18 protein-coding genes and 1 tRNA gene are annotated in these 18,850 nt (G+C 56.2%); 6 read left to right on the top strand and 13 right to left on the bottom strand.

Going from position 1 to position 18,850, the window contains the following annotated elements; translation table 11 throughout:
• Positions 1-347: 347 nt before the first annotated feature.
• The 3 genes from ACWIUF_RS15110 to modA are packed head-to-tail and all read right to left on the bottom strand — an operon-like array spanning position 348 to position 2,885.
• Entirely contained in the window at positions 348-1,427 is a 1,080-nt protein-coding gene (locus ACWIUF_RS15110; RefSeq protein ID WP_448573321.1) for a sulfate/molybdate ABC transporter ATP-binding protein, read from the bottom strand.
• A complete protein-coding gene (modB, locus tag ACWIUF_RS15105; protein WP_448573320.1) occupies positions 1,372-2,154 on the bottom strand; it encodes a molybdate ABC transporter permease subunit in 783 nt (260 codons plus the stop codon). Before modB ends, ACWIUF_RS15110 begins: the two co-directional genes overlap by 56 nt.
• Entirely contained in the window at positions 2,151-2,885 is a 735-nt protein-coding gene (gene modA, locus ACWIUF_RS15100) for a molybdate ABC transporter substrate-binding protein (RefSeq protein WP_448573318.1), read from the bottom strand. The genes modB and modA overlap by 4 nt, the downstream gene beginning before the upstream one ends.
• 561 nt (positions 2,886-3,446) lie before the next feature.
• Between modA and ACWIUF_RS15095 the strand changes: the two genes are divergently transcribed.
• The 3 genes from ACWIUF_RS15095 to pgsA all read left to right on the top strand — a co-directional run bounded on the left by ACWIUF_RS15095 (position 3,447) and on the right by pgsA (position 6,034).
• Positions 3,447-3,785, top strand: coding sequence for a zinc ribbon domain-containing protein (locus tag ACWIUF_RS15095; protein WP_448573316.1), 339 nt, complete (start codon positions 3,447-3,449; stop codon positions 3,783-3,785).
• Positions 3,786-3,868: 83 nt separating this feature from the next.
• Entirely contained in the window at positions 3,869-5,458 is a 1,590-nt protein-coding gene (locus ACWIUF_RS15090) for an MFS transporter (protein ID WP_448573315.1), read from the top strand.
• A 69-nt stretch (positions 5,459-5,527) separates the two neighbouring features.
• Positions 5,528-6,034, top strand: coding sequence for a CDP-diacylglycerol--glycerol-3-phosphate 3-phosphatidyltransferase (gene pgsA, locus ACWIUF_RS15085; protein ID WP_448573313.1), 507 nt, complete (start codon positions 5,528-5,530; stop codon positions 6,032-6,034).
• Here the strand turns inward: pgsA and ACWIUF_RS15080 are convergent.
• From ACWIUF_RS15080 to pyrE, 3 genes are all read right to left on the bottom strand, one after another.
• Positions 6,031-7,140 (bottom strand): CAP domain-containing protein, encoded by a 1,110-nt coding sequence (locus ACWIUF_RS15080; RefSeq protein WP_448573312.1) that lies wholly within the window; start codon positions 7,138-7,140, stop codon positions 6,031-6,033. The two genes, pgsA and ACWIUF_RS15080, sit on opposite strands and share 4 nt — an antisense overlap.
• A 102-nt stretch (positions 7,141-7,242) precedes the next feature.
• On the bottom strand, positions 7,243-8,616 hold the full coding sequence (locus ACWIUF_RS15075; protein ID WP_448573311.1) for a DUF58 domain-containing protein: 1,374 nt from the start codon (positions 8,614-8,616) through the stop codon (positions 7,243-7,245).
• Positions 8,613-9,236 carry an orotate phosphoribosyltransferase gene (gene pyrE, locus ACWIUF_RS15070; protein WP_448573309.1) on the bottom strand — a complete coding sequence of 208 codons (624 nt, stop codon included), beginning with the start codon at positions 9,234-9,236 and terminating at the stop codon, positions 8,613-8,615. Before pyrE ends, ACWIUF_RS15075 begins: the two co-directional genes overlap by 4 nt.
• Positions 9,237-9,577: 341 nt before the next feature.
• On the opposite strand from pyrE, the gene ACWIUF_RS15065 reads away from it, so the two are divergent.
• Entirely contained in the window at positions 9,578-10,000 is a 423-nt protein-coding gene (locus tag ACWIUF_RS15065; RefSeq protein WP_448573308.1) for a hypothetical protein, read from the top strand.
• A gap of 137 nt (positions 10,001-10,137) precedes the next feature.
• Here the strand turns inward: ACWIUF_RS15065 and ACWIUF_RS15060 are convergent.
• A tRNA-Ile gene (locus ACWIUF_RS15060) sits at positions 10,138-10,210 on the bottom strand.
• Positions 10,211-10,375: 165 nt separating this feature from the next.
• Between ACWIUF_RS15060 and ACWIUF_RS15055 the strand changes: the two genes are divergently transcribed.
• Complete coding sequence (locus ACWIUF_RS15055) at positions 10,376-11,041, top strand: hypothetical protein (RefSeq protein ID WP_448573307.1); 666 nt, start codon at positions 10,376-10,378, stop codon at positions 11,039-11,041.
• A 131-nt stretch (positions 11,042-11,172) separates the two neighbouring features.
• Here the strand turns inward: ACWIUF_RS15055 and ACWIUF_RS15050 are convergent, their stop codons facing one another.
• From ACWIUF_RS15050 to ACWIUF_RS15025, 6 genes are all read right to left on the bottom strand, one after another.
• The gene (locus tag ACWIUF_RS15050; protein ID WP_448573306.1) at positions 11,173-11,958 is read right to left on the bottom strand and encodes a precorrin-2 C(20)-methyltransferase; all 786 of its coding nucleotides are present in this window, start codon (positions 11,956-11,958) and stop codon (positions 11,173-11,175) included.
• Between the two features lie 47 nt (positions 11,959-12,005).
• On the bottom strand, positions 12,006-14,015 hold the full coding sequence (locus ACWIUF_RS15045; protein WP_448573305.1) for a peptidoglycan D,D-transpeptidase FtsI family protein: 2,010 nt from the start codon (positions 14,013-14,015) through the stop codon (positions 12,006-12,008).
• A gap of 252 nt (positions 14,016-14,267) precedes the next feature.
• Complete coding sequence (locus ACWIUF_RS15040; RefSeq protein ID WP_448573304.1) at positions 14,268-14,933, bottom strand: hypothetical protein; 666 nt, start codon at positions 14,931-14,933, stop codon at positions 14,268-14,270.
• A gap of 649 nt (positions 14,934-15,582) precedes the next feature.
• Complete coding sequence (petE, locus tag ACWIUF_RS15035) at positions 15,583-15,987, bottom strand: plastocyanin (RefSeq protein WP_448573303.1); 405 nt, start codon at positions 15,985-15,987, stop codon at positions 15,583-15,585.
• Positions 15,988-16,026: 39 nt separating this feature from the next.
• A complete protein-coding gene (locus ACWIUF_RS15030) occupies positions 16,027-16,689 on the bottom strand; it encodes a pentapeptide repeat-containing protein (protein WP_448573302.1) in 663 nt (220 codons plus the stop codon).
• A gap of 349 nt (positions 16,690-17,038) precedes the next feature.
• Positions 17,039-18,154 (bottom strand): TRAP transporter substrate-binding protein, encoded by a 1,116-nt coding sequence (locus ACWIUF_RS15025; RefSeq protein WP_448573301.1) that lies wholly within the window; start codon positions 18,152-18,154, stop codon positions 17,039-17,041.
• Positions 18,155-18,295: 141 nt separating this feature from the next.
• On the opposite strand from ACWIUF_RS15025, the gene ccmS reads away from it, so the two are divergent.
• Positions 18,296-18,757 carry a beta-carboxysome assembly chaperone CcmS gene (gene ccmS / locus ACWIUF_RS15020; RefSeq protein WP_448573299.1) on the top strand — a complete coding sequence of 154 codons (462 nt, stop codon included), beginning with the start codon at positions 18,296-18,298 and terminating at the stop codon, positions 18,755-18,757.
• Positions 18,758-18,850: the final 93 nt, after the last annotated feature.

The following is an 18,850-nucleotide window of genomic DNA, read 5'->3' as shown; positions in this document are numbered from 1 at the left end:
GCCCAGCGTGTGGCTACACCGCAAACCGGGATGTGGCAGCGGCTCAGGTAGTGAGGCAGCGCGGGATTGCAGCGGTGGGGCACATCGTCAAGAAGCTTGGTGAGGGCAATGTCTAAGACACCCTGTGAGCCAAGAATCCCCGCGCCTTTAGGCCGGGGAGTTGTCAATGAGAGCATCAATATTCAATACGTTGAGTGCAACCTTTTAGAGGGTGTTGGAAAAGTCCAGAAATCAGTCGTTTTGGCGACTGAAGTCGCCACTACAAACGCCAAGCAACCCTTAGGACAGCCAAACGTCAAGGTTCGTAGTCGCGGTTTTAACCGCGATCCCCCTTTTAAAACATCCTCTTAGGATGTTAGTAACATTAATCGATCGCGGCTCAGACAGGTTAACCAGGGCATGGAGCGTTTTTTTAACTGATCCCACTTTTCTTTAAATACCTCTACCTGAAGCTGGTAATCCTTGGTATCAATGGGCGGCTTCCCTAGCTTAAGATAGATCGTTATTCGGTGGGGCGTTTCACTTATCCAAGCGACCCAGGCAGATAAGGTATTGGGTTGGATGGGGGACTGATCCAGACTCTCTAAAAAAGTAATTTGGTGGGCATGAATGCCAATGTGAGTGTGGTGGGGAGAAAGGGGAGCAGCCGTTTGCAGCGTGCAGGCCCAATCTAACGCGCGAAGTGTATGGCGATCGATGGGTTGAATGCGAGAGTAGTTCTTACACCCGGTCAGTTGGGCAACGGCTAGGGTACCGGGGCGATCGAAAATGGTTTGCTTATCTCCCGCTGCGGCTACTTGCCCCTGATCCAGGACCAGTAATTTCTGACAAACCCGATAGGCTTCTTCCAGATTGTGGCTGACCAACAGGGTAAGCCCCTGGTAGTCAACGAGGGTTTTGATCAGATGGTTTTCGAGTTCGTTGCGTAAATGAGTATCCAGGGCAGAAAATGGCTCGTCTAATAACAACAGATCGGGTTCAGGGGCTAACGCTCTGGCTAGGGCCACCCGCTGCTGTTGCCCGCTGGATAATTGCTGGGGGTAGCGATCGCCTAATCCACTGAGTTTGAATTGGTCGAGGTGCTGCGTAACCTGGTGTTTGACTATGGCCTTCGGAAGTTTTTTCAACCCATAGGCAATATTTTGCGCCACGGTCAAGTGCGGGAAAAGGGCATAGTTTTGGAATACAAAACCCACTTTACGATCGCGACTCGGTAGATTAATCCCCTGACGAGAATCGTATAAAACGCGATCGTTCAGGATGATGGTGCCCCTAGTGGGGGTTTCAATCCCGGCAATGCAACGCAGAGTCATGCTTTTACCAGAACCCGAAGCGCCCAATATACCCAGGGCTTCGCCCGCAAGGCTAAAGCTAACGTCTAGGTCGTAATAGGGCAGGTGTTTTTGCAGATCGACGATCAGTTTCATGGCAGGGATGGGGGGCGCGAGGGTGATTCTGAGGGGATGCTTGCCGTTGATTGGGGTGCCATTGATTGGGGTGTGGTTGACCGTGGGAGTGTTGTGCTTCGATATGCCTGACCCCCCAGAGTAGCGTTAAGGCGATCGTGGTCACGAGGATGACCATGCTGTTGGCCAAGCTGTAACGCTGCATCTGCACGGCGTCGTAAATCGCCAGCGGTAGGGTTTGGGTGCGCCCCGGAAGATTACCCGCGACCATTAGGGTTGCCCCAAATTCACCTAAGGCACGGGCCACACTCAGTCCGAAGCCAGCCAAAATACCACGATAGGCAGTGGGAATTGTAATGTGCCGCAGAACCTCCCACTCGCTTGATCCCAGGGTGCGGGCAGCAGCTTCCAGTTCTGGGTTAACGTTGGCGATCGCGGCCCTAGTCGATTCCACCATCAGGGGTAGTGCCACCACCGTTGAGGCGATCGCCCCGGCCTGCCAGGTGAACAATAAATCAATACCGAACCACTCTTTAATCGGGCTACCTCGACCCAAGACAAGTAATAAGCCATAGCCCACAACACTGGGTGGTAAGACCAGGGGTAGGTTGAGGACAGTAGACACAAAAATCTGCCCAGGAAAGTGTTTTCTTGCCAGAAAGATCCCCAGAGTAAGGCCCAGGCTGAAGATCAGTAAGCTCGCCAGAATAATAACCTGGAGGGACAAAATTGCCGGTTGCCAAATCATGAAACGGGTGCCTCTCCCGGTAGGACAAAGCCATACTTCCGCATTAAAAATCTTCCCGGCTCGCTATTAATAAAGGCGGCAAACTGTTTGGCCTCCTCTGGATGATCTGCACTTTTGGGAATGACTAGCATTTGTTCTAGGGGGGTATGAAGGTTCTCTGGAACCAGGACCCATTTGCCCGGTTGCTCAACGCTAATAGAAAGGGCCGCGATCGCCACATCCACATTGCCTGTTTCCGCATACTGCTGGGTTTGGTGGATGTTTTCTCCCAGGATCAGTTTGGGTTGAATCGCCTCCCAAATCCCCGCTGCCTGCAAGGCTTCCCGCGCCGCCACACCATAGGGGGCATGATCGGGATTGGCGATCGCCACCCGCTTGATTTCCGCATTCATTAAGTCCTGGATATGCTCAAGGGGATGCGGCCCAGCTTCCCGTTGCCACAGGGTCAGTCGTCCCACACCATACAGCGCCTTCGTGTCGGCATACACTAACCCTTTTTGGTCTAAATCCTCGACAAATTTCTTGTTAGCTGCTGCCAACAGATCTACCGGTGCCCCCCGCTCAATCTGCTGTGCCAGTTGTCCCGTCGAACCTAGGTTGAAAGTTACCCGATGCCCCGTTTCCTGCTCCCATAACCGGCCAATCTCTGGAAACACATAATTCAAATCAGCTGCGGCTGAGACCGTTAAAGTGACTGGCGCAACCGTTGATGTCGCTGCAACGTCAGGCACAGCGGGCGACTGATGGCTCCTGGGCATACCGCACGCTGCCAACACCCCCACTAACGCCAATCCCCAAAACCACCCTCGTTTTTTGATCATTCCCTGGCAAACCAGCCCATTATCACGCATCGAATGCAAGTAATATTAACATTGCGCCAATATACTTGCATAAGGTTTTATCGCGCAGGTATCAAAAGCGTTGAGCCGAGCCAGTGAGCTTGGGGTTGGCTTGGGGAACGAACTGATCGAAAAAACGGGTCTAAGAGGGTGTTGGAAAAGTCCAGAAACCAGCCGTTTTGGCGGCTGAAGTCGCCACTACAAACGCCAAGCAACCCTTAGGACAGTCCAATGTCGAGGTTCGTAGTCACGGTTTGACAGCCGTTCCCTCTCTAATGAAGTACGGTCAAGCCTTGCGAACCAGGGGCTTAAGCCCCTGGTCTGTACCTTACCAGGCATGGCAGTGCGATAACCGCGATCCCCCTTTTTAAACATCCTCTCAACGCCGTGAGGTTATGCGGCTTAAGGTTGCTAGACTGAGGGCGAAAGAACCCAATACCCGTAAGGGGGGGGTTGCATAAGCTGTCTACCCGGAGCGTTTCCCCTACGGAGACGCTTCGCGAAGGCGACTTCCGGACGGTTAGTCGTTGGGAACCAGCCCGTCAGGTTGGTTCTGAATGGGGTTACCGTTGGGGGAAGCTCGATCTGTCGGTGCATGAGGTTGTCTGTATGAATTGTGGTACCCATCACGATCGGGATGAGAAGGCCGCTGTCAATATCCAGCCAGTCGGGGCGGGGCACGTCCATGACGCTCAATGGACAGGGATGGCGCATAGGACGGGTTCGCTCGCTAGTCCTGTTGAGCCGTTAACCCGCCTAATAGCCGTTCAGTTCAGTTCGTTGGCTAGTTAGGAATCCCCGCGTCTGCACCGGGGGGTGGCTCTCAACTTCCTCTGTGTTTTGTTCAGGAGCAATGTTCAGGATTGATTAGCACTATGTCGCAACCACAATCCTCCTTCCTCGCAACCTGGGGCGTGCTCATCGTTATCGGTTTGGCCGCCTTTGTCCTGGTGTTTGATATCACCATAATGAATGTGGCGATCGCCGCTATCGTCGCCGATTTGAATACAACCGTGCAAGGCATCCAAGCCGCTATTGCCCTGTACGCGATGGTCATGGCGGCCTTCACGATCGCCGGGGGGAAGTTTGGTGATGTGTTTGGCCGCCGGCGAGTTTTTATCCTGGGCCTAGTCTGCTACGCCGTTGGGACGCTGACGGCAGCCCTGACCCCCAATATTGGGATTCTGGCCCTAGGGTGGTCGTTGATGGGAGGATTGGGCGCTGCCCTGATCCTGCCGATGTTGCTGACGTTCCTCACCCGCCAATATGTGGGTCAACAACTTGCCCTTAGCTTGAGCGTGATCGGTGGGGTGCAGGCCAGCGGCGTGACGATCGGTCTCATTTGGGGTGGCTTTATGGCTTCCCAGTTAAGTTGGCGCTTAGCCTTTGGCAGTGAAACGCTGATCGTCGTTATCATTTTGGCCTTGACTTATCTCCTGCCGCGTTCCGAACCGCAGCCAGGGGCCACGATCGACGGGCTGGGCATCCTGCTCGTGGCGACGGGGTTCATGTTTATCCTGTTTGGGGTGATTCTGGCGAGTCATTACGGTTGGGTGTGGGCAAAACGTCCTTTCCTGCTGGGGGATTGGGAGGTGGCCCCCTTGGGACTCTCGATTGTCCCTTTCTTGATTGCTTTGGGCCTGATGTCCCTGGTGACATTGGGGCTGTGGCAGCAGCAACAGGTGCAGTTGGGTAAAACCCCCTTGGTGCGTCTGGCTCTGCTACGCCATCGTCCTTTATTGGCAAGCATGATCGCCGCTGGCGTGTTGAACCTGATTATGGCAGCGATTTTATTTACTATTCCCGTCTTTTTACAGGGAGCCTTGGGCCTCAGTCCTTGGCAGAGTGCGAGCATCCTGCTGCCCCTGTCCCTGAGTGTGGGGGTCCTGGTCCTGAGTGCCTCTGGGTTGGGCCAGTTGATTCAACCCAGGTACGTAATGCTGTTTGGGTTGGTGATCATGATGATTGGCATGGCTACCCTCCACCAGGCTCTAGCTTCCACGCTGACAGGCGATGAGTTACTGACCGGACTCCTCGTGTTAGGTTGCGGCGCGGGCCTGGTACTGGCGCAGATCACGCCGGTAACGCTAGCCAACACCCAACTGGACACAGCGGACGAAGCGTTTGGTCTCACCAATACGGCGAAACTGCTCGGCACGGCCTTGGGGACGGCGATCGTCGGGGCGTTGCTGATTACCTCCCTCTTGGGCGGGATTGCCACAGGGGTTGCTCAAAAGGAAACACTAGATGCCCAAACGCAGCAGACGACGATCGTCGCCCTCCAGGATGCGGCCCAAGCCCTTTCCCCTGACCAAACAGTTGCCTTTCTCACCCGTTTCTCCACTGATGAGCAGGCGCGCCTAACCCAGATGGTCAAACATTCCTGGATCCGGGCTGAGCAAGTGGCCCTCATGGCAGTGATGGGGTTTACCCTGCTCTGCCTGGTGGCGGTTTTATGGGTCTAGAGGTCCCAGCCTTGGGGAAAGCCAGTCAAAATTCACAAGTCAAAATTCACAAGTCAAAATTTATTGCCCATGAACCTTCCCACCTGGATCACGGTTTCGCGTCTTCTGGCTGTGCCCCTGTTGCTCTATGGCCTCCATGACCCTAGCGATCGCTGGCGGTGGGTTTGCCTGGGGGTTTTTCTGCTGGCAGCGGGGACGGATTGGCTGGATGGTTATCTGGCCCGTCGTTGGCAACAAGTGACGGACCTGGGGAAGTTTCTTGATCCGTTGGTGGATAAGTTGCTGGTCCTGGCGCCCTTGTTGGCCCTGGTTGAGTTGGGACAAGTGCCCGCCTGGGGGGTATTTCTCATTCTGGCGCGGGAATTGGCGATCGCCGGGTGGCGGGTCAATCAAGCCCAAATTCGGGGAGCCAACCTCTGGGGTAAGCTTAAAACCGTTAGCCAGATGGCTGCGATCGCGTTGCTGATTGCACCGTTACCCGATCCGTGGCAGTTGCCGACCCTAGTGCTGTTTTGGATAGCTGTCGCTTTGACGCTGCTTTCGGGTGGAATTTATCTGCTGCCGACGGAGAGCTAGATGAAATCCTCTGGCCCAATTAAGCTCGCCTCAACTCCTGGCAGGACAGCGATTAACTGGCCAGTATTGCGGTTAGTAATGAGTGTTTCAACTTGCTTATCCGGGACAAATTCATCAAAGCCCTGGCGAATCATCAGATCGGCAAAGGTCACGCCCGTGGGTAGTTGGATAAAGTCTTCGCGATCGTTATAAAAGACAACGTCAAACATATCCCCACCCAGAATGTAGGTATCCCGGCCCGGTCCCCCAATGAGGGTATCTCGGCCTAAATCCCCCCCTAACACATCGTTGCCAGCATCCCCCACCAGGGAATCGTGATCTTTGCCCCCGTAGAGGGTATCATCCCCATTGCCACCAATGACCGTATCCTTTTCGCGATCGCCGTAGAGCCAATCATTCCCATCCCCGCCAGAGAGAAAATCATCCCCTTTGCCGCCGCGAAGGGTGTCATTCCCGGCTTCACCCAGGAGGCGATCGTTGCCCTGCCGTCCATGCAACCAATCATTGCCGCCCCGCCCGGAAAGGGTATCGTGACCACTAGTCCCTAGCAACTCATCATCCCCCTCCGTACCCACCACGCCTGAATGACCAGAATCGGTATTGTCGGAATCGGTATTGCCAGAATCGGTATTGCCAGAATCGGTATTGTCGGAATGACTACCGCTACCAGTCGTTGACCCGTTAGGAATCGTATTATTGCCTGAGGTCCGACCCAAGACCTGGACCCAGTAGTGTTTGTAGTTGATATTGCCTGTATCATTGGCCAGGAAGAAATAGCCAACGCCAATACTTTGCAAATTGGGATTCAAGATATTCTGACGATGGTTGGGGCTATTCATCCAACCACTCACGACTGCTTCTGGGGTGGTATACCCGGCCCCAATATTCTCCGCAGCGGCACCGCTAAATCCAAAGGCTGTCGCCCGACTGTTGAATGTAGAGCCGTCTAAACCAGTGTGGCTAAAGTAATCCTTCAAGGCCATATCTTCACTGTGGGCCTCGGCGGCATTGATCAAGCGAGAGTCAGGCACGAGGGCGCTCAAGCCAGCCTTGGCCCGCTCCTGGTTGGTGAGGTTGATAACTTGGGCAATAAAGGCAGTAGACATGGTGAATGCAGGCCGAGTGAGTAGGCGCGTCAGGCGCGTCTGCGGGCGACGGTGTTAGTATGCCCCGATCGCGGCAAACCTGCCATCTACTCAAGGTTGGTTCTAAAGTTGGTTCCGCGCTTTCAGTTGCAAATAGCGATCGACGACGGCCTCGCTCACCTGGGTAGCGGGCGCATCCAGGACCAGCACCCCCCGCTGACGCAATTGGGCAAAGGCAACCCGGCGCTGGTCTAAAATATCCAGGGCCACCGCACGGGCATAGGCGCGATCGAGATTAGACGGGTGGGGCAGCCTATTGCCACTGGCTACCTGGGGGTCTGCGGACCTCGGTAGGATGCCAAAACCGTCCCCCCTGGCTACTGCATCCACCCCTGGATCGCGCAGCGTCACACAGAAGGGGAGATAACGGGGCGTCAAATGGGCCAACGCCGAGAGTAATTCCGCCGAAGCCGTTGCATCCACCACATCCGTAATCACCACCACCAGGGCGCGACGGGGTTGCTGGGTGACCAGTGTCGTCACGGCTCCGACGTAATCTGGCTCTAATAATTCCGGCTGTAGCGGTGTCAAGCGTTCCAGGATATGGGCCAGGTGGGCCTGTCCCCGCTCCGGCGGTATCCATAGGGTTAAGCGCTGCTCAAATACTCCCACCCCTACCCGATCGCCCCGATGCAAGCCAGCCAATGCCAGCGAGAGCGTGGCGTTTAATCCCCAGTCAAACCGTTGTAGCCCCTGGACCCGTGCCGTCATCAGTCGCCCGCGATCGAGCAAAATAATTAAGGTTTGTTCCTGTTCCGTTTCCAGGACTCGCACTAGGGGTTGCCCTCGCCGTGCCGTTGCTTTCCAGGCAATCAGGCGGGGATCATCCCCGGTACTGTAGTCTCGCAATTCTGCAAATTCGGTTCCCAGGCCCCGTTGCCGCACCCGCCGGATGGTCCCGCTGGCCTGGAGGGTGAGCCGAATCGTCAATTCCCGAAGGCCAATGAGGTCAGGATAGACCTGCACGGTTTGCGCTGCCGGGAGACGCCAGGTCTGCCATGCCAGTTGCCAGGGGCCTTGCTGTCGCAGGTGAAGATCCCCCCAGGGATATTCGCCCCGCTGACGGGGATGCACGGTATAGGTGAGGGTTTGGGTCTGGTTGGCTCCCAGGGTAACGGTGAGGGGCATGGTGGTAGGCCCAAAGGTGGGAGGACAGGCATCATAGATACGAACTTCAGCCGCCTGTGGCCCATTCGCCACCGTCAAGTGAATGGGGTTATCGCGCCCGATCGCCAGCCGGGGAATCGGCGAACGCTGGACCTGCACGCGCCGTCCCTGTACCCGGATACCGTCCACGATCGCAGCCCCCACGATCACGAGGTCAAAATAGACCAAAACGATGAAGACCAGGGAATCGGGCAGCCCCGCGTTATCCAGCGCAACGGCGATCGCTAGCCCCAGTCCTAGTAATAGGTAGGTTCGCCGGGTGGGAATCATCGTTTGCGATCAGGGGATAATTCCCGCCAACAACGCTGTACCTCTTGAAGGGTAAAAAGGGCCTCGAAGCCGATTCCCGCTTGCTGATAGCACTCGGCTCCCCCCTGTTGCCGATCGACGATCGCGATCACCTGATTAACCTGATATCCTGCCGCCCGCAGGCGATCGACGGCTTTGAGGGCCGACTGTCCCGTCGTGACCACATCCTCCAGGACCACCACCGGACTTTGGGGCGGCAGCGTTGGCCCCTCCAGATAGGCTTGGGTCCCGTGCCCCTTGGGTTCCTTGCGCACGATGAGGGCAGCCAGTTCGCGATCGTGGTACGCAGCCACCACACTCACCGCCGTTACCAGGGGATCGGCTCCCAGGGTGAGACCCGCGACGGCCAGGGTATCCGCTGGCAAGTAGGGCAGAAGTAAACGGGCGATCGCCACCGCCCCCGCTGGATGCAGTGTCACCTGTTTGCCGTTGATGTAGTAAGAGCTGGCTTGCCCAGAACTCAGTTGAAAGTTGCCCTCCTGGTAAGCCACTGTACAGATGAACTGCAAAAGGCGATCGCGTAAGTCGGAGAGATCTAGGTGGGTGGCAGCTTGAATCGAAAGGGGAACGTTAATATTCATGAACAGCCATTGAACAGTGCTTACAGGGTGCGTGCAGGGCTGGAAGACCCAAATCGGGTATCGAACGTGTGTACCGCTATCCCAAGCGTGTACTGGCTTGACTTCCCAGGCAAGCAAGCCTAATGGCCATGCCTACCTCGCGCTTGTCTGAAAACGGGCGCTTTCCCATCTTACTGCGGCTGGGGAGTACCCTCGCGGTGGCCTGGTACCTAGAGGTCTAGAGATCATGGTGTTGTCCCACTGCGTCGTCCCAGGATGCCGTTGGAGTCGGTGTATCCCACCCGCATACCCTTCACACCCAAATTAAGTTAAGATTGGGCAAAATTCTGAGGGTTAACCCTATGGATGTGAGGAAGAGAAATGCGCTTTTGGGTTTGTTAACACTGGTGGGTGTGGCCCTTGCTGCTCCAGCGGTGCGGGCTGAAGAACAGCTAGAGTTTTACCGCATTCGCTATGTGACCATTCCCACTGCGTTCAATACGGAATTTTTCCGTGCTTCGAAGGATATCTTCGGCAACGCCACCCTGCTCGAACAAACCGCCCAGCTATTTTGGGATTATCCCGAAAACCAAATTCTGCGCGACTCTCGGCGAGTAGCACGGCTCCATCAGGAAATCTGGCTCCAGCAAACCTCCAGTGACCCCTTGATGCGCACCCTGGATGCCGATAATCCGTTTAGTACCTCGATCCGGCTCTCCCCAGAGTTGGGGGGTGCCCGGATTCTGGGCAGTGAACTGGTCTTCGAGCGGATTCCGCTGCGTTAGGACGACCCAACCTGTTTTTGTTCTCCCGTAATCCCTCACCCCGATCGGGCTACGTTCGTAGTGACAACTTGAGTCAGCGATCGGGTGGAGGGGCTAGGGGCAATTGGCCTACCCCCCAGCGATCGGGAGGGCGAAAATCCAGGGTGCAGGAGTTGAACCTGCCTGAGGCGAATTATGAGTTCGCTGCCTAGACCGCTCGGCCAACCCTGGTCATCGTAGAATTTCCCCTATTGTAATGTCCCTGAATCCAACTGACAGGCTAGGGACTGGCAAAATTTATCTCTTTGCCTTAAAACGTAGCTAGTGGATTTTGCTGACGGGGTTTGATCGGGCCGTATGCGACTCAACTCAACACTTGCACTTAGTTTATTGCTCTTGTCCTTAATGTTTGGGGCAGGCTTTGTCAGCGCAGCGGCTGGCTTTGCCCTAGGGCGACAAGCCCTCAAAGGCGTTAGACAACCGGAAGCTCGCCCGACGAAAAAGCCCCTCGGTCATCGACCGGGGATTAATGACAGTGCCACCCCCATCCTGCTGAAGGAAGCCGATATCCTGGCCACTGTCCTCAAGCGAACCCAACAAGGGGGTGCCCCCGCTGACGCGTTCACCAAGCCCTCGGCAACCGACGCCGCTACTGCCCAGCCCAGTCCTGCTGCCAGTCCCGCCGCCAGTCCCAGTCCCGGTGTCTCGCCTGCGGGGACTTTCCCCTTGGTCAGCCAGGATAAGGAGGTGAAACTGGCGGTGTTGGGATCGCGTCGCCAGGGGGGATCATTGCTGCTGGATGTGAGTCTGCAAAATGAAAGTGCCCAGCCGATCCGGTTCCTCTACAGTTTTTTGGATGTGTCTGATAACAATGGCCGGCCCCTAAGTGCGATCGCGGAGGGGCTACCGGGCGAATTACCCCCCCGCAGCGATGCCTTCAAGGGAACCGTGCGGATTCCCACGGCCTTGCTAGAAGACGCCCAAAGTGTATCGCTGATGCTGACGAATTATCCTGATCAGGAGTTACAGCTTAAGGTGGCCGATATTCCGCTGAATCCCTAGGGGGTTGTGAAGCTTAATTGATTAGTAGACTGGGTCAAACGCCGTGCGGCCCAACCAAGCAAACGTGTTGGGGTTTGCAAATTCAACACCAATCGACCATTCCCCTTTTTAGCGACGACAGACTCTTAGTGCTAGGCTGGTGGTGCTGTGTCAGGGGCGATGCTCCGCGATCGCCAGATGATCAGCAGGGAAAAATAGGGCAGTTGTAAGTTGGGATGGGCACTGAGGTCATGATAAATCTGCTGATCGGGAGCCGTTGCTCGGACAACGACGGCACTTTGAGCTAAGAGATGATGGCGCTGTAGGATTGGCCAGACCTGGCGATACACCGAACTGACCTTGAGCAGCACGATCACATCCGCCTGGTTCAGGGCGGCTTCCAAATCAGCGATCGCATAAAGGGCCGGCAAGATTAACAACCGCTGTTCCGCCATTGTCAAGGGCAAGTTGAGGGCGGCAGCAGCGGCCACGGGGGAGCAAACCCCTGGTACGGTGACGATCGCAATCCCCCCAGGGATAGTGACCACAGCAGGTAACTGCCGTAATGCCTGGGCTAAATAGGTAAAGGTACTGTAGAAACTAATATCACCCTCGCAGGCAAAGACCACATCCTGTCCCTGCTGGAGATACTGCCAGACGATCATTGCCGCTGTGTCCCAGGCGGTGCGTAACTGGTCACGATCGTGGACATAGGGAAACTTCAGGGCCACTTGCTGCTGGTGCGGCTGTAACCACGGCGCAATAATTCGCTCGGCAATCCCTGGGTTACCCCCCACCCCCACCGGAAAGGCCACCACTGGGGCACGTTGCAATAAGCGCCACGCCTTCAGGGTCAGTAACTCTGGATCGCCGGGACCGACGCTCAGCCCATACAAGGTCCCGATTCCCGCCGGGATCGCTTCGCCCACATTCACCATGATCGGTCTCTAGACAAAAGGTTGAGGCGTGGTAGGTCACCCGCTCCCTAGCGGGTACTGGTGGGTGGAATGCCCTCGGTGACAATGAGGGCTTCCATGACGGTCTTGACGATCGGGGCTGCTACGGTTGAGCCAAAGACCACGCCGCCAGTGGGTTCGTCCACCACGGCCAGCACCACATAACGGGGCGCTTCCACCGGCAGAATGCCCACAAAACTGGTGATGACCGCATTGCTATAGCCCCCGTAGGGGCTGGCTTTTTGGGCTGTGCCTGTTTTGCCCGCAATCCGATATCCCGGAATTTGGGCCGGTTTGCCCGTCCCATCCTTCACCACTTGTTCCATCATTTCCACCACCGCTTGGGCAGTTTTCGCTGAGAACACGCGCTTCGCATCCGGTAGGGTGGGCTGCCATTGGGATTTGCCGTTTTCATCGATTAACCCCTGTACGACATGGGGGGTGATCATCAGGCCACCGCTGGCCAGGGTCCCGTGTAGGCGTAGTAATTGTAGAGGGGTTAGGGAAAAGCCTTGGCCAAAGGACGTTGTGGCTCGATTGATTTTGGTTTCGGCAAATTCCTGCCGCGATCGCACCTGTCCCTCGGCCTCGAAGGGCAGGTCAATGCCCACCGGTTTACCCAGGCCAATGCGTTCGAGCCAGTCGTAGTAGGTATCTGCCTTCATCCGCTCGACCATGTGGACCATGCTGATATTGCTAGAGTATTTCACCGCTTCGATGATCGATAGGGAACCATAGGAGACGCCATCGTTGTTCCGAATCGGCCAACCATCGACGAAGATTTCCCCCTCATCCGGTAACACGGTTTGCGGCTCTACCACACCTGCTTCCAGGGCGATCGCGACGTTAATGGGCTTGAACGTGGAACCCGGTTCATAGAGATCAGTGAGTGCCCAGTTCTTTAGTAAAGCCATGTCCGCTTCATAGTAGCGGTTGGGGTCAAATGACGGTTCCGAAACGAGGGCAAGCAGCGATCCGTCTCTGGCATCCATGACCAGAACGGTGCCCCGTTTGGCATTAAATTTTTTGATTTGTTCCTGGAGGGCTGTCCGGGCGACCCGCTGAAGGCCACTGTCAAGGGTTAGTTGCAGGCGCAGGGTATCGGCGTGTAAAAAGCTTTCCGGCAGGTCAATCGGCAGAATTGTGCCATCCCCTGTCCGCCGGAGCCGGAGATCGGGAGCCGATCGCTCTAGAACCTTCTGTTGACTAAACTCAACCCCGGCCTGCCCCTGGCGATCGGCATTGACATAACCAACGATCCCCGCAAACAACTCTTGCTGGGGATATAGGCGTTCCTGCTGTTGCTCTAAATCCAGGCCATCCAATTGCAAACGCTGGATCTGTTGGGCGATTGCCTCTGGTAAGTCGATGGCCACCTTAACTCCCGTATCGGCTTGGGTAAAGGTTTGCACCAATGCCTCCACGGGACGGTCCAGGAGGGGGGCTAACTGGGCTGCCACCTGTTCGGGCGGGAGCGTGAACATCCGGGGATGGGCGTACATTAGGTACACCGGTTGATCGATCGCTAGGACCACGCCATTGCGATCGGTAATCGGACGGCGGGGAATAAAGGGCCGCACTAGGGCGGTTTGTTGCTCCTGGGCGCGTGCTTGCAGGTCGGCTGCCTCCAAAATCTGTAAGCGCCCTAGATTCACAAGCAACCCCACACTACTGGCTACGAGCAACCCCCAGACCAACAAAAAGCGTAGACGCGAAGGCTGGCTCAAAACTTCCCGTGAACGTGCGGTACGGGAGGGACGGGACCGAGGCGCAGCCGCCGGATTGGGCGCGGGGCGGGAATGCCGACGGGAACGCTGATGGGATTGGGCCAGTGGCGGGGGAACCCATCGCGATCGCCATGCCCCCGTCCGCTCAGCAGGGTTGACCCCAGCCCCAGAAAGGCTTGGGGCAGAGCGATCAGCCGATTTGGGTTGGCGCGTCCACGGCGACGAGCGGGGGGTCGGGCCTGGAGACGATTGCCTGACCTCACCCCGATCGGAACGTTTTCCCCGCAATAATGGCAGTCTGGAAAGAGTCATGGTTTCCGCCGACTTGAAGCAATCCCTGAATCGCCCTATTGCCTGAAGGCTTGCGGTTGAAATCTCCTCTGGGCGTAACGAGGAGACAAGCCGCCTCTCACAGTCGCCCCATTATAAAGCAACTGTTTCGGAAGCGGTGGCAAGTTTATCCAAGATTCAGGTTTGCCCCGGCACGGCACCTTTGCCCCGGCACCGCACCAGAGTTGACCGACAGGCCGGACTCGCGACGCGCCTTACCCTAAAAACGGTGCCTTAATAAACAGTGCCCCGATAGCGGCGGACGGGGGTTGGCACGGCGGGTTCTTCCGGTGGGGCAGCGGCAGGTTTGGGTGCGCTCGCGATCACCTTGGTTTCCACTTGAATCTTGGGATTCGCAACCGGAGGCGCTGGGAGCCGGGGTTCTAGGCGTTTAGCCGCAAGCTTCTGGGGCATGGGATTCCGCCGCTCTGGCACCTTACTCAGATCCAACAGCACGGGGATTAATGACTGCTGATCCAGGGCCTTATTTTCCAGGAATTGCAAGACCTGCTCAACTCCTGACATCAGATCGGTTAGCAAGGTCTCCCGTTGGAAACCGGGAACAACCCCCTGCGCCCCCTGGAACACTGCCCAACGACGCTCGGCATCAGAAATTTGCCGTTGGCTGTTATTGGTGAGAATAATCGCAAGATCGGGATACGCATCCCGGCAGAGGCGACAAAAGGCGTAGGGGTTGAGGCCGGAAATCCCCATGTCCAGCAAGAGCAGGTCCGGTAGTCCAATCCCAGCTTCTTGCAGTTGCCGCAGGATGAGAATCACATCCGCATCTGGAGATTCACGAATAACGGCCACTTGTTGGGATGCTAAGGCCAGTTCCCAGGCTTGTCCCTGGAACTCTGTTGCCTGAATGACAAGGACAGTCGGTTGTAAATGGGCCATGACGATTTGGGAGGTATGGGGGGGTAAGGTTATGTGGAGCGGCTAACTAGCCAACATCGAAACTGACAGGCAGTGATAGGCAGTAGAGACACCCACCCCAGCGAGTAACTGCTTGGGAATTGGATGCGCCTAGTGACAGGCGATCGTGAGTACACTGAAACCGTAAGAAAATAAGTAAAAATTATAAAACGCTCTAAATTCACCGCGTATTATCTACTTTACCTTCATGGGATAGGGATGCTAATGTTCCAATGGATGTCCCACTCCAGTCAAAACTTTCAGTCAAAATACTTACATCAAACCAATTGCACGAAAATATTATTGCTTAAGATCCCGTGAGCTGTCACTCCCATTCTGCATCAGCGCATACATTTAATCCAATCTTTATAGATATTTATAGACCGTTGGGACTGACGGGAGCTGTGGGCCACAAGGCAGGATCGTCATAGGAAACCTTGTGGCAGTGGGGTAGGCACGTTCCTGGCCCACGGGAACTAGGTAATACGGGGAACCTCCCTAGGCTTAAGAGCCGGATTGATCCCCAAATATACTCATCATCTATGTACAAAAAACAACACCTCTCCTGGGGAGAGGTGTGTGTAGAGACTGAGGGTCTCCGATCGCCCATGAATCGCTGCGGTGGGGGCGGTTAGTTTACGGTAATCGAGCCAACCATGCCGGCGCCCCGGTGGGGTTCACAGTAGTAGCTGTATTCACCCGCAACATCAAAGGTGTTTTCAAAGGTTTCACCGGGTTGATAAACCAGCTTATGGGAAAGGCTTTTGGCGAGGGCGGCGTCACCACCAGGGACCTTAGCCGGATCGAAGACGACGTTGTGGGGAGGGAGCTTGTTGTTCACCCACTGGACGGTGTCGCCCTTTTTGATGGTCAGCTTAGCGGGTTCAAAGGCGAGCATCCCGTTGTCAGCCCCCATTTTGACCGTATAGGTTTCTGCTGCTGCCGGGGCTACACCCACCCAAAGGGTACCCAGCACCAGAAAGCCAGTGACCAGCAGAAGACTCAAACTCCGTCTGAGCGAAGTTATGAGGCGCATACTTACCTCCAAAGTTTCACGTATGTTTGACAGGCTGTCTTATAACAATTTAGAACAAATTGGGATCGCTCCTGGTATTTCCGTGGGATTGTCGGCCAGGAGGGTGGGTTCGTAGCGGCTGCCGTCGGGCAACACTAGGCCGCATAGGTCGGCCCCGGCCAGGAAGGTTCCGGTCAGGGTGGCGGCTTCGAGGTTACTTTGCCGGAGATCGGCCCCCCGGAGATCGGCCCCCTGGAGGTTGGCAGCCTGGAGGTTGGCGCAGCTTAGGCTGGCTTCCTTGAGGGTGGCTTCCACCAGCGAGGCTTGGCGCAGATCAACGGCATAAAGGTTGGCTTGGAAGAGAAAGGCACGGGTGAGGTCGGCGCGGAATAGTTGGGCGCGACTGAGGCTGGCGGCACTGAGGGTGGTTTCCCGGAGGCGGGCGCTGGTCAGCAGGGCTTGGGTGAGGTTGGCCGCATTCAGAACCGCCCGATCGAGGTTGGCTAGGTTGAGGTTGGCGGCGCTCAGGTCTGCATGGCTAAGGTCAGCGGCAAACAGATCAGTGGCGGCAAGGAGTGCCCCGAAGAGATTAGCGCCCTGTAATTGGGCATAGCGCAGATTGGCCCCGGCCAGATCGGGAATGAGATCCAGGTGGGTTTGTCGCCAGTGGTTCCAAGCCGCGACATCCTCTTTTAAGCGTGCGACATGATCGGGATTAGCCATGACGACGAGTTTTCATCCTGCCTGACGGCGTGACATTGGCTGATCGGTAGGGTGGGGTGACCCCGATCGTAGCCCAGGGGGCATAGGCCCCCACCTCCCCCTACTCTCTTTCTTCAGGGCGATGGGCAATTACCCGTACTAAATGCAAGATTGACATCTACCCCGCGCTGAAGACGCGGGGATTCCTAACTCACAAACAGGCTTAACTAGACTGCTATTCGGCGGGGGCAACCAGGTTCGTCGTAACGGCTTCAGCCGTTGTAGGCTAAAGCCAGCCTGACCAACGGTGCCGAATTGACCGTTCGCGCGACTAGGACCCAGCGGACTGACCGGGGGTAATCATGCCGATTTACGGCGGGGGTGGTGAGGCGATCGCAAAGCTGCCATAGCCCAGTTCACTAACGCCATGCCAACGGAAGATCGCTTCTCGGAAGGTTTTCCAGGGTTCGTAAATTTCCCGAAAACTCGGATTGGCGGTGGCTTTTTCTTCCAATAGGTCTACGGCTGTCCGTTGGGCGGCGGTGAGGATGTCGCGGCTGTAGGGCCGCAGTTTCGTGCCCTTTGCTAACAATCGCGCCAGGGCCTCTGGATTGCGGGCATCGTACTTGGACAAGCAATCAATGTTGGTATAGGCTGCCGCTGTCTCCACTACGGCTTGGTACTCCTGCGGCAATTGCTGCCAGGCTGTGCGGTTAATGGTGAGATCAAAACTAGACCCTGGCTCCCACCAACCGGGATAGTAATAAAATTCGGCGGCATCGTGCAGACCCAACTTCTCGTCATCGTAGGGACCGACCCATTCAGCGGCATCGATCGCGCCGCGATCAAGGGCCAGGAAGATCTCGCCCCCTGGCAAAACCTGGACATTCACCCCCAGGCGGGCCAGAACCTCACCCCCCAGCCCCGGAATCCGCATCTTGAGGCCATTCAGGTCAGAGACCGTGTTCACTTCCCGCTTAAACCAACCCCCCATCTGAACACCGGTATTCCCCGCCGGAAAGGCAATGACATTGAAATCGCTGTAGATTTTGTTCATTGCCTCAAGGCCGCCGCCGTAGTAGAGCCATGCATTTTGTTGCTGGGCATTTAAGCCAAAGGGTACGCAGGTGCCAAAGGCGAGGGCGGAATTTTTGCCAATGTAGTAGTAGCTGGCGGAGTGACCGCACTGGACTGTACCGGCCTGCACAGCGTCCAGGACCTGAAGACCGGGGACAATTTCGCCCGCTGCGGCGGGTTCGATCGTAAAGCGGCCATTGGTCATGGCACTGACCCGTTCTGCCAGGGTTTGGGCAGCCCCAAACAGCGTATCCAGGGAGGTGGGCCAACTGGTGGCCATTTGCCAGCGCACGATCGGGAGATCGCTCCCGGTGGTGCCTGCCGTTGGGGTGGCATGACTACACGCCCCTAGGGCTGCTACTGTCCCCGCCCCGATCGCGGTTTGGGTCATAAACTGACGCCGCTTCATAGTTCCCTTCCTTGAACGCTGATTTTGCAGGAGTTACTGTCAGAATCTCATATACAATGGCCGCCTGCACTAGATGTGCGGCACTAGGGTGGGTAGACTGGGATGGTTGGCACTCGCAACCTGTACGCAGGATAGTCTTGGATGATGAGTTGGGATGTAGACCCCCCCATGTCTGGCGGGTCGCCGTCGGAAAATCGCCCGGTGAAGAAGGTTTGGGTTGAACAACTGGAAGCTTTCGTCCGTAACCACCAGCATACCCTCGCTGCCCTGAATTGGGCTTTATATCTGGAACAAGGGGCTGAAAAGGACACGATCGGCGTTGATTTTGAACCCACTCCCCACCTCGTCTTCTGCCGCCGTGAGGCGATCGCAACGCTTAATGAGCAGGTCAACAACCAATTGCGCGAAATTATCGGCATCCTGAACGGTCATAAGCCGGAACAGGAGGTCTTCATCTTAGGGATTGGACCGGGACAAAGTTGTGAATTTAAGCTGATCCAGTTCCAACCAGACCCCGCTCCCCCCACCTGTTACGAGCAGCGATCGGGCAATCCGTCCGAGCTAGTCGTCCAACTGGAGGGGGAACTCAATCGCTTTACCTAAGAATGTTTAACTTTTCTGTTCATGGCAAACATTTACTCAGGGTTCGTGTCATGCTTAAAGTGGTAAGGCACTGATCCCCTGGTGCAGTGCAGT

Source organism: Trichothermofontia sp., assembly GCF_053493415.1.
Note: the sequence above shows the minus strand (reverse complement) of the source record. Positions and strands in the feature narration are given on the sequence as shown.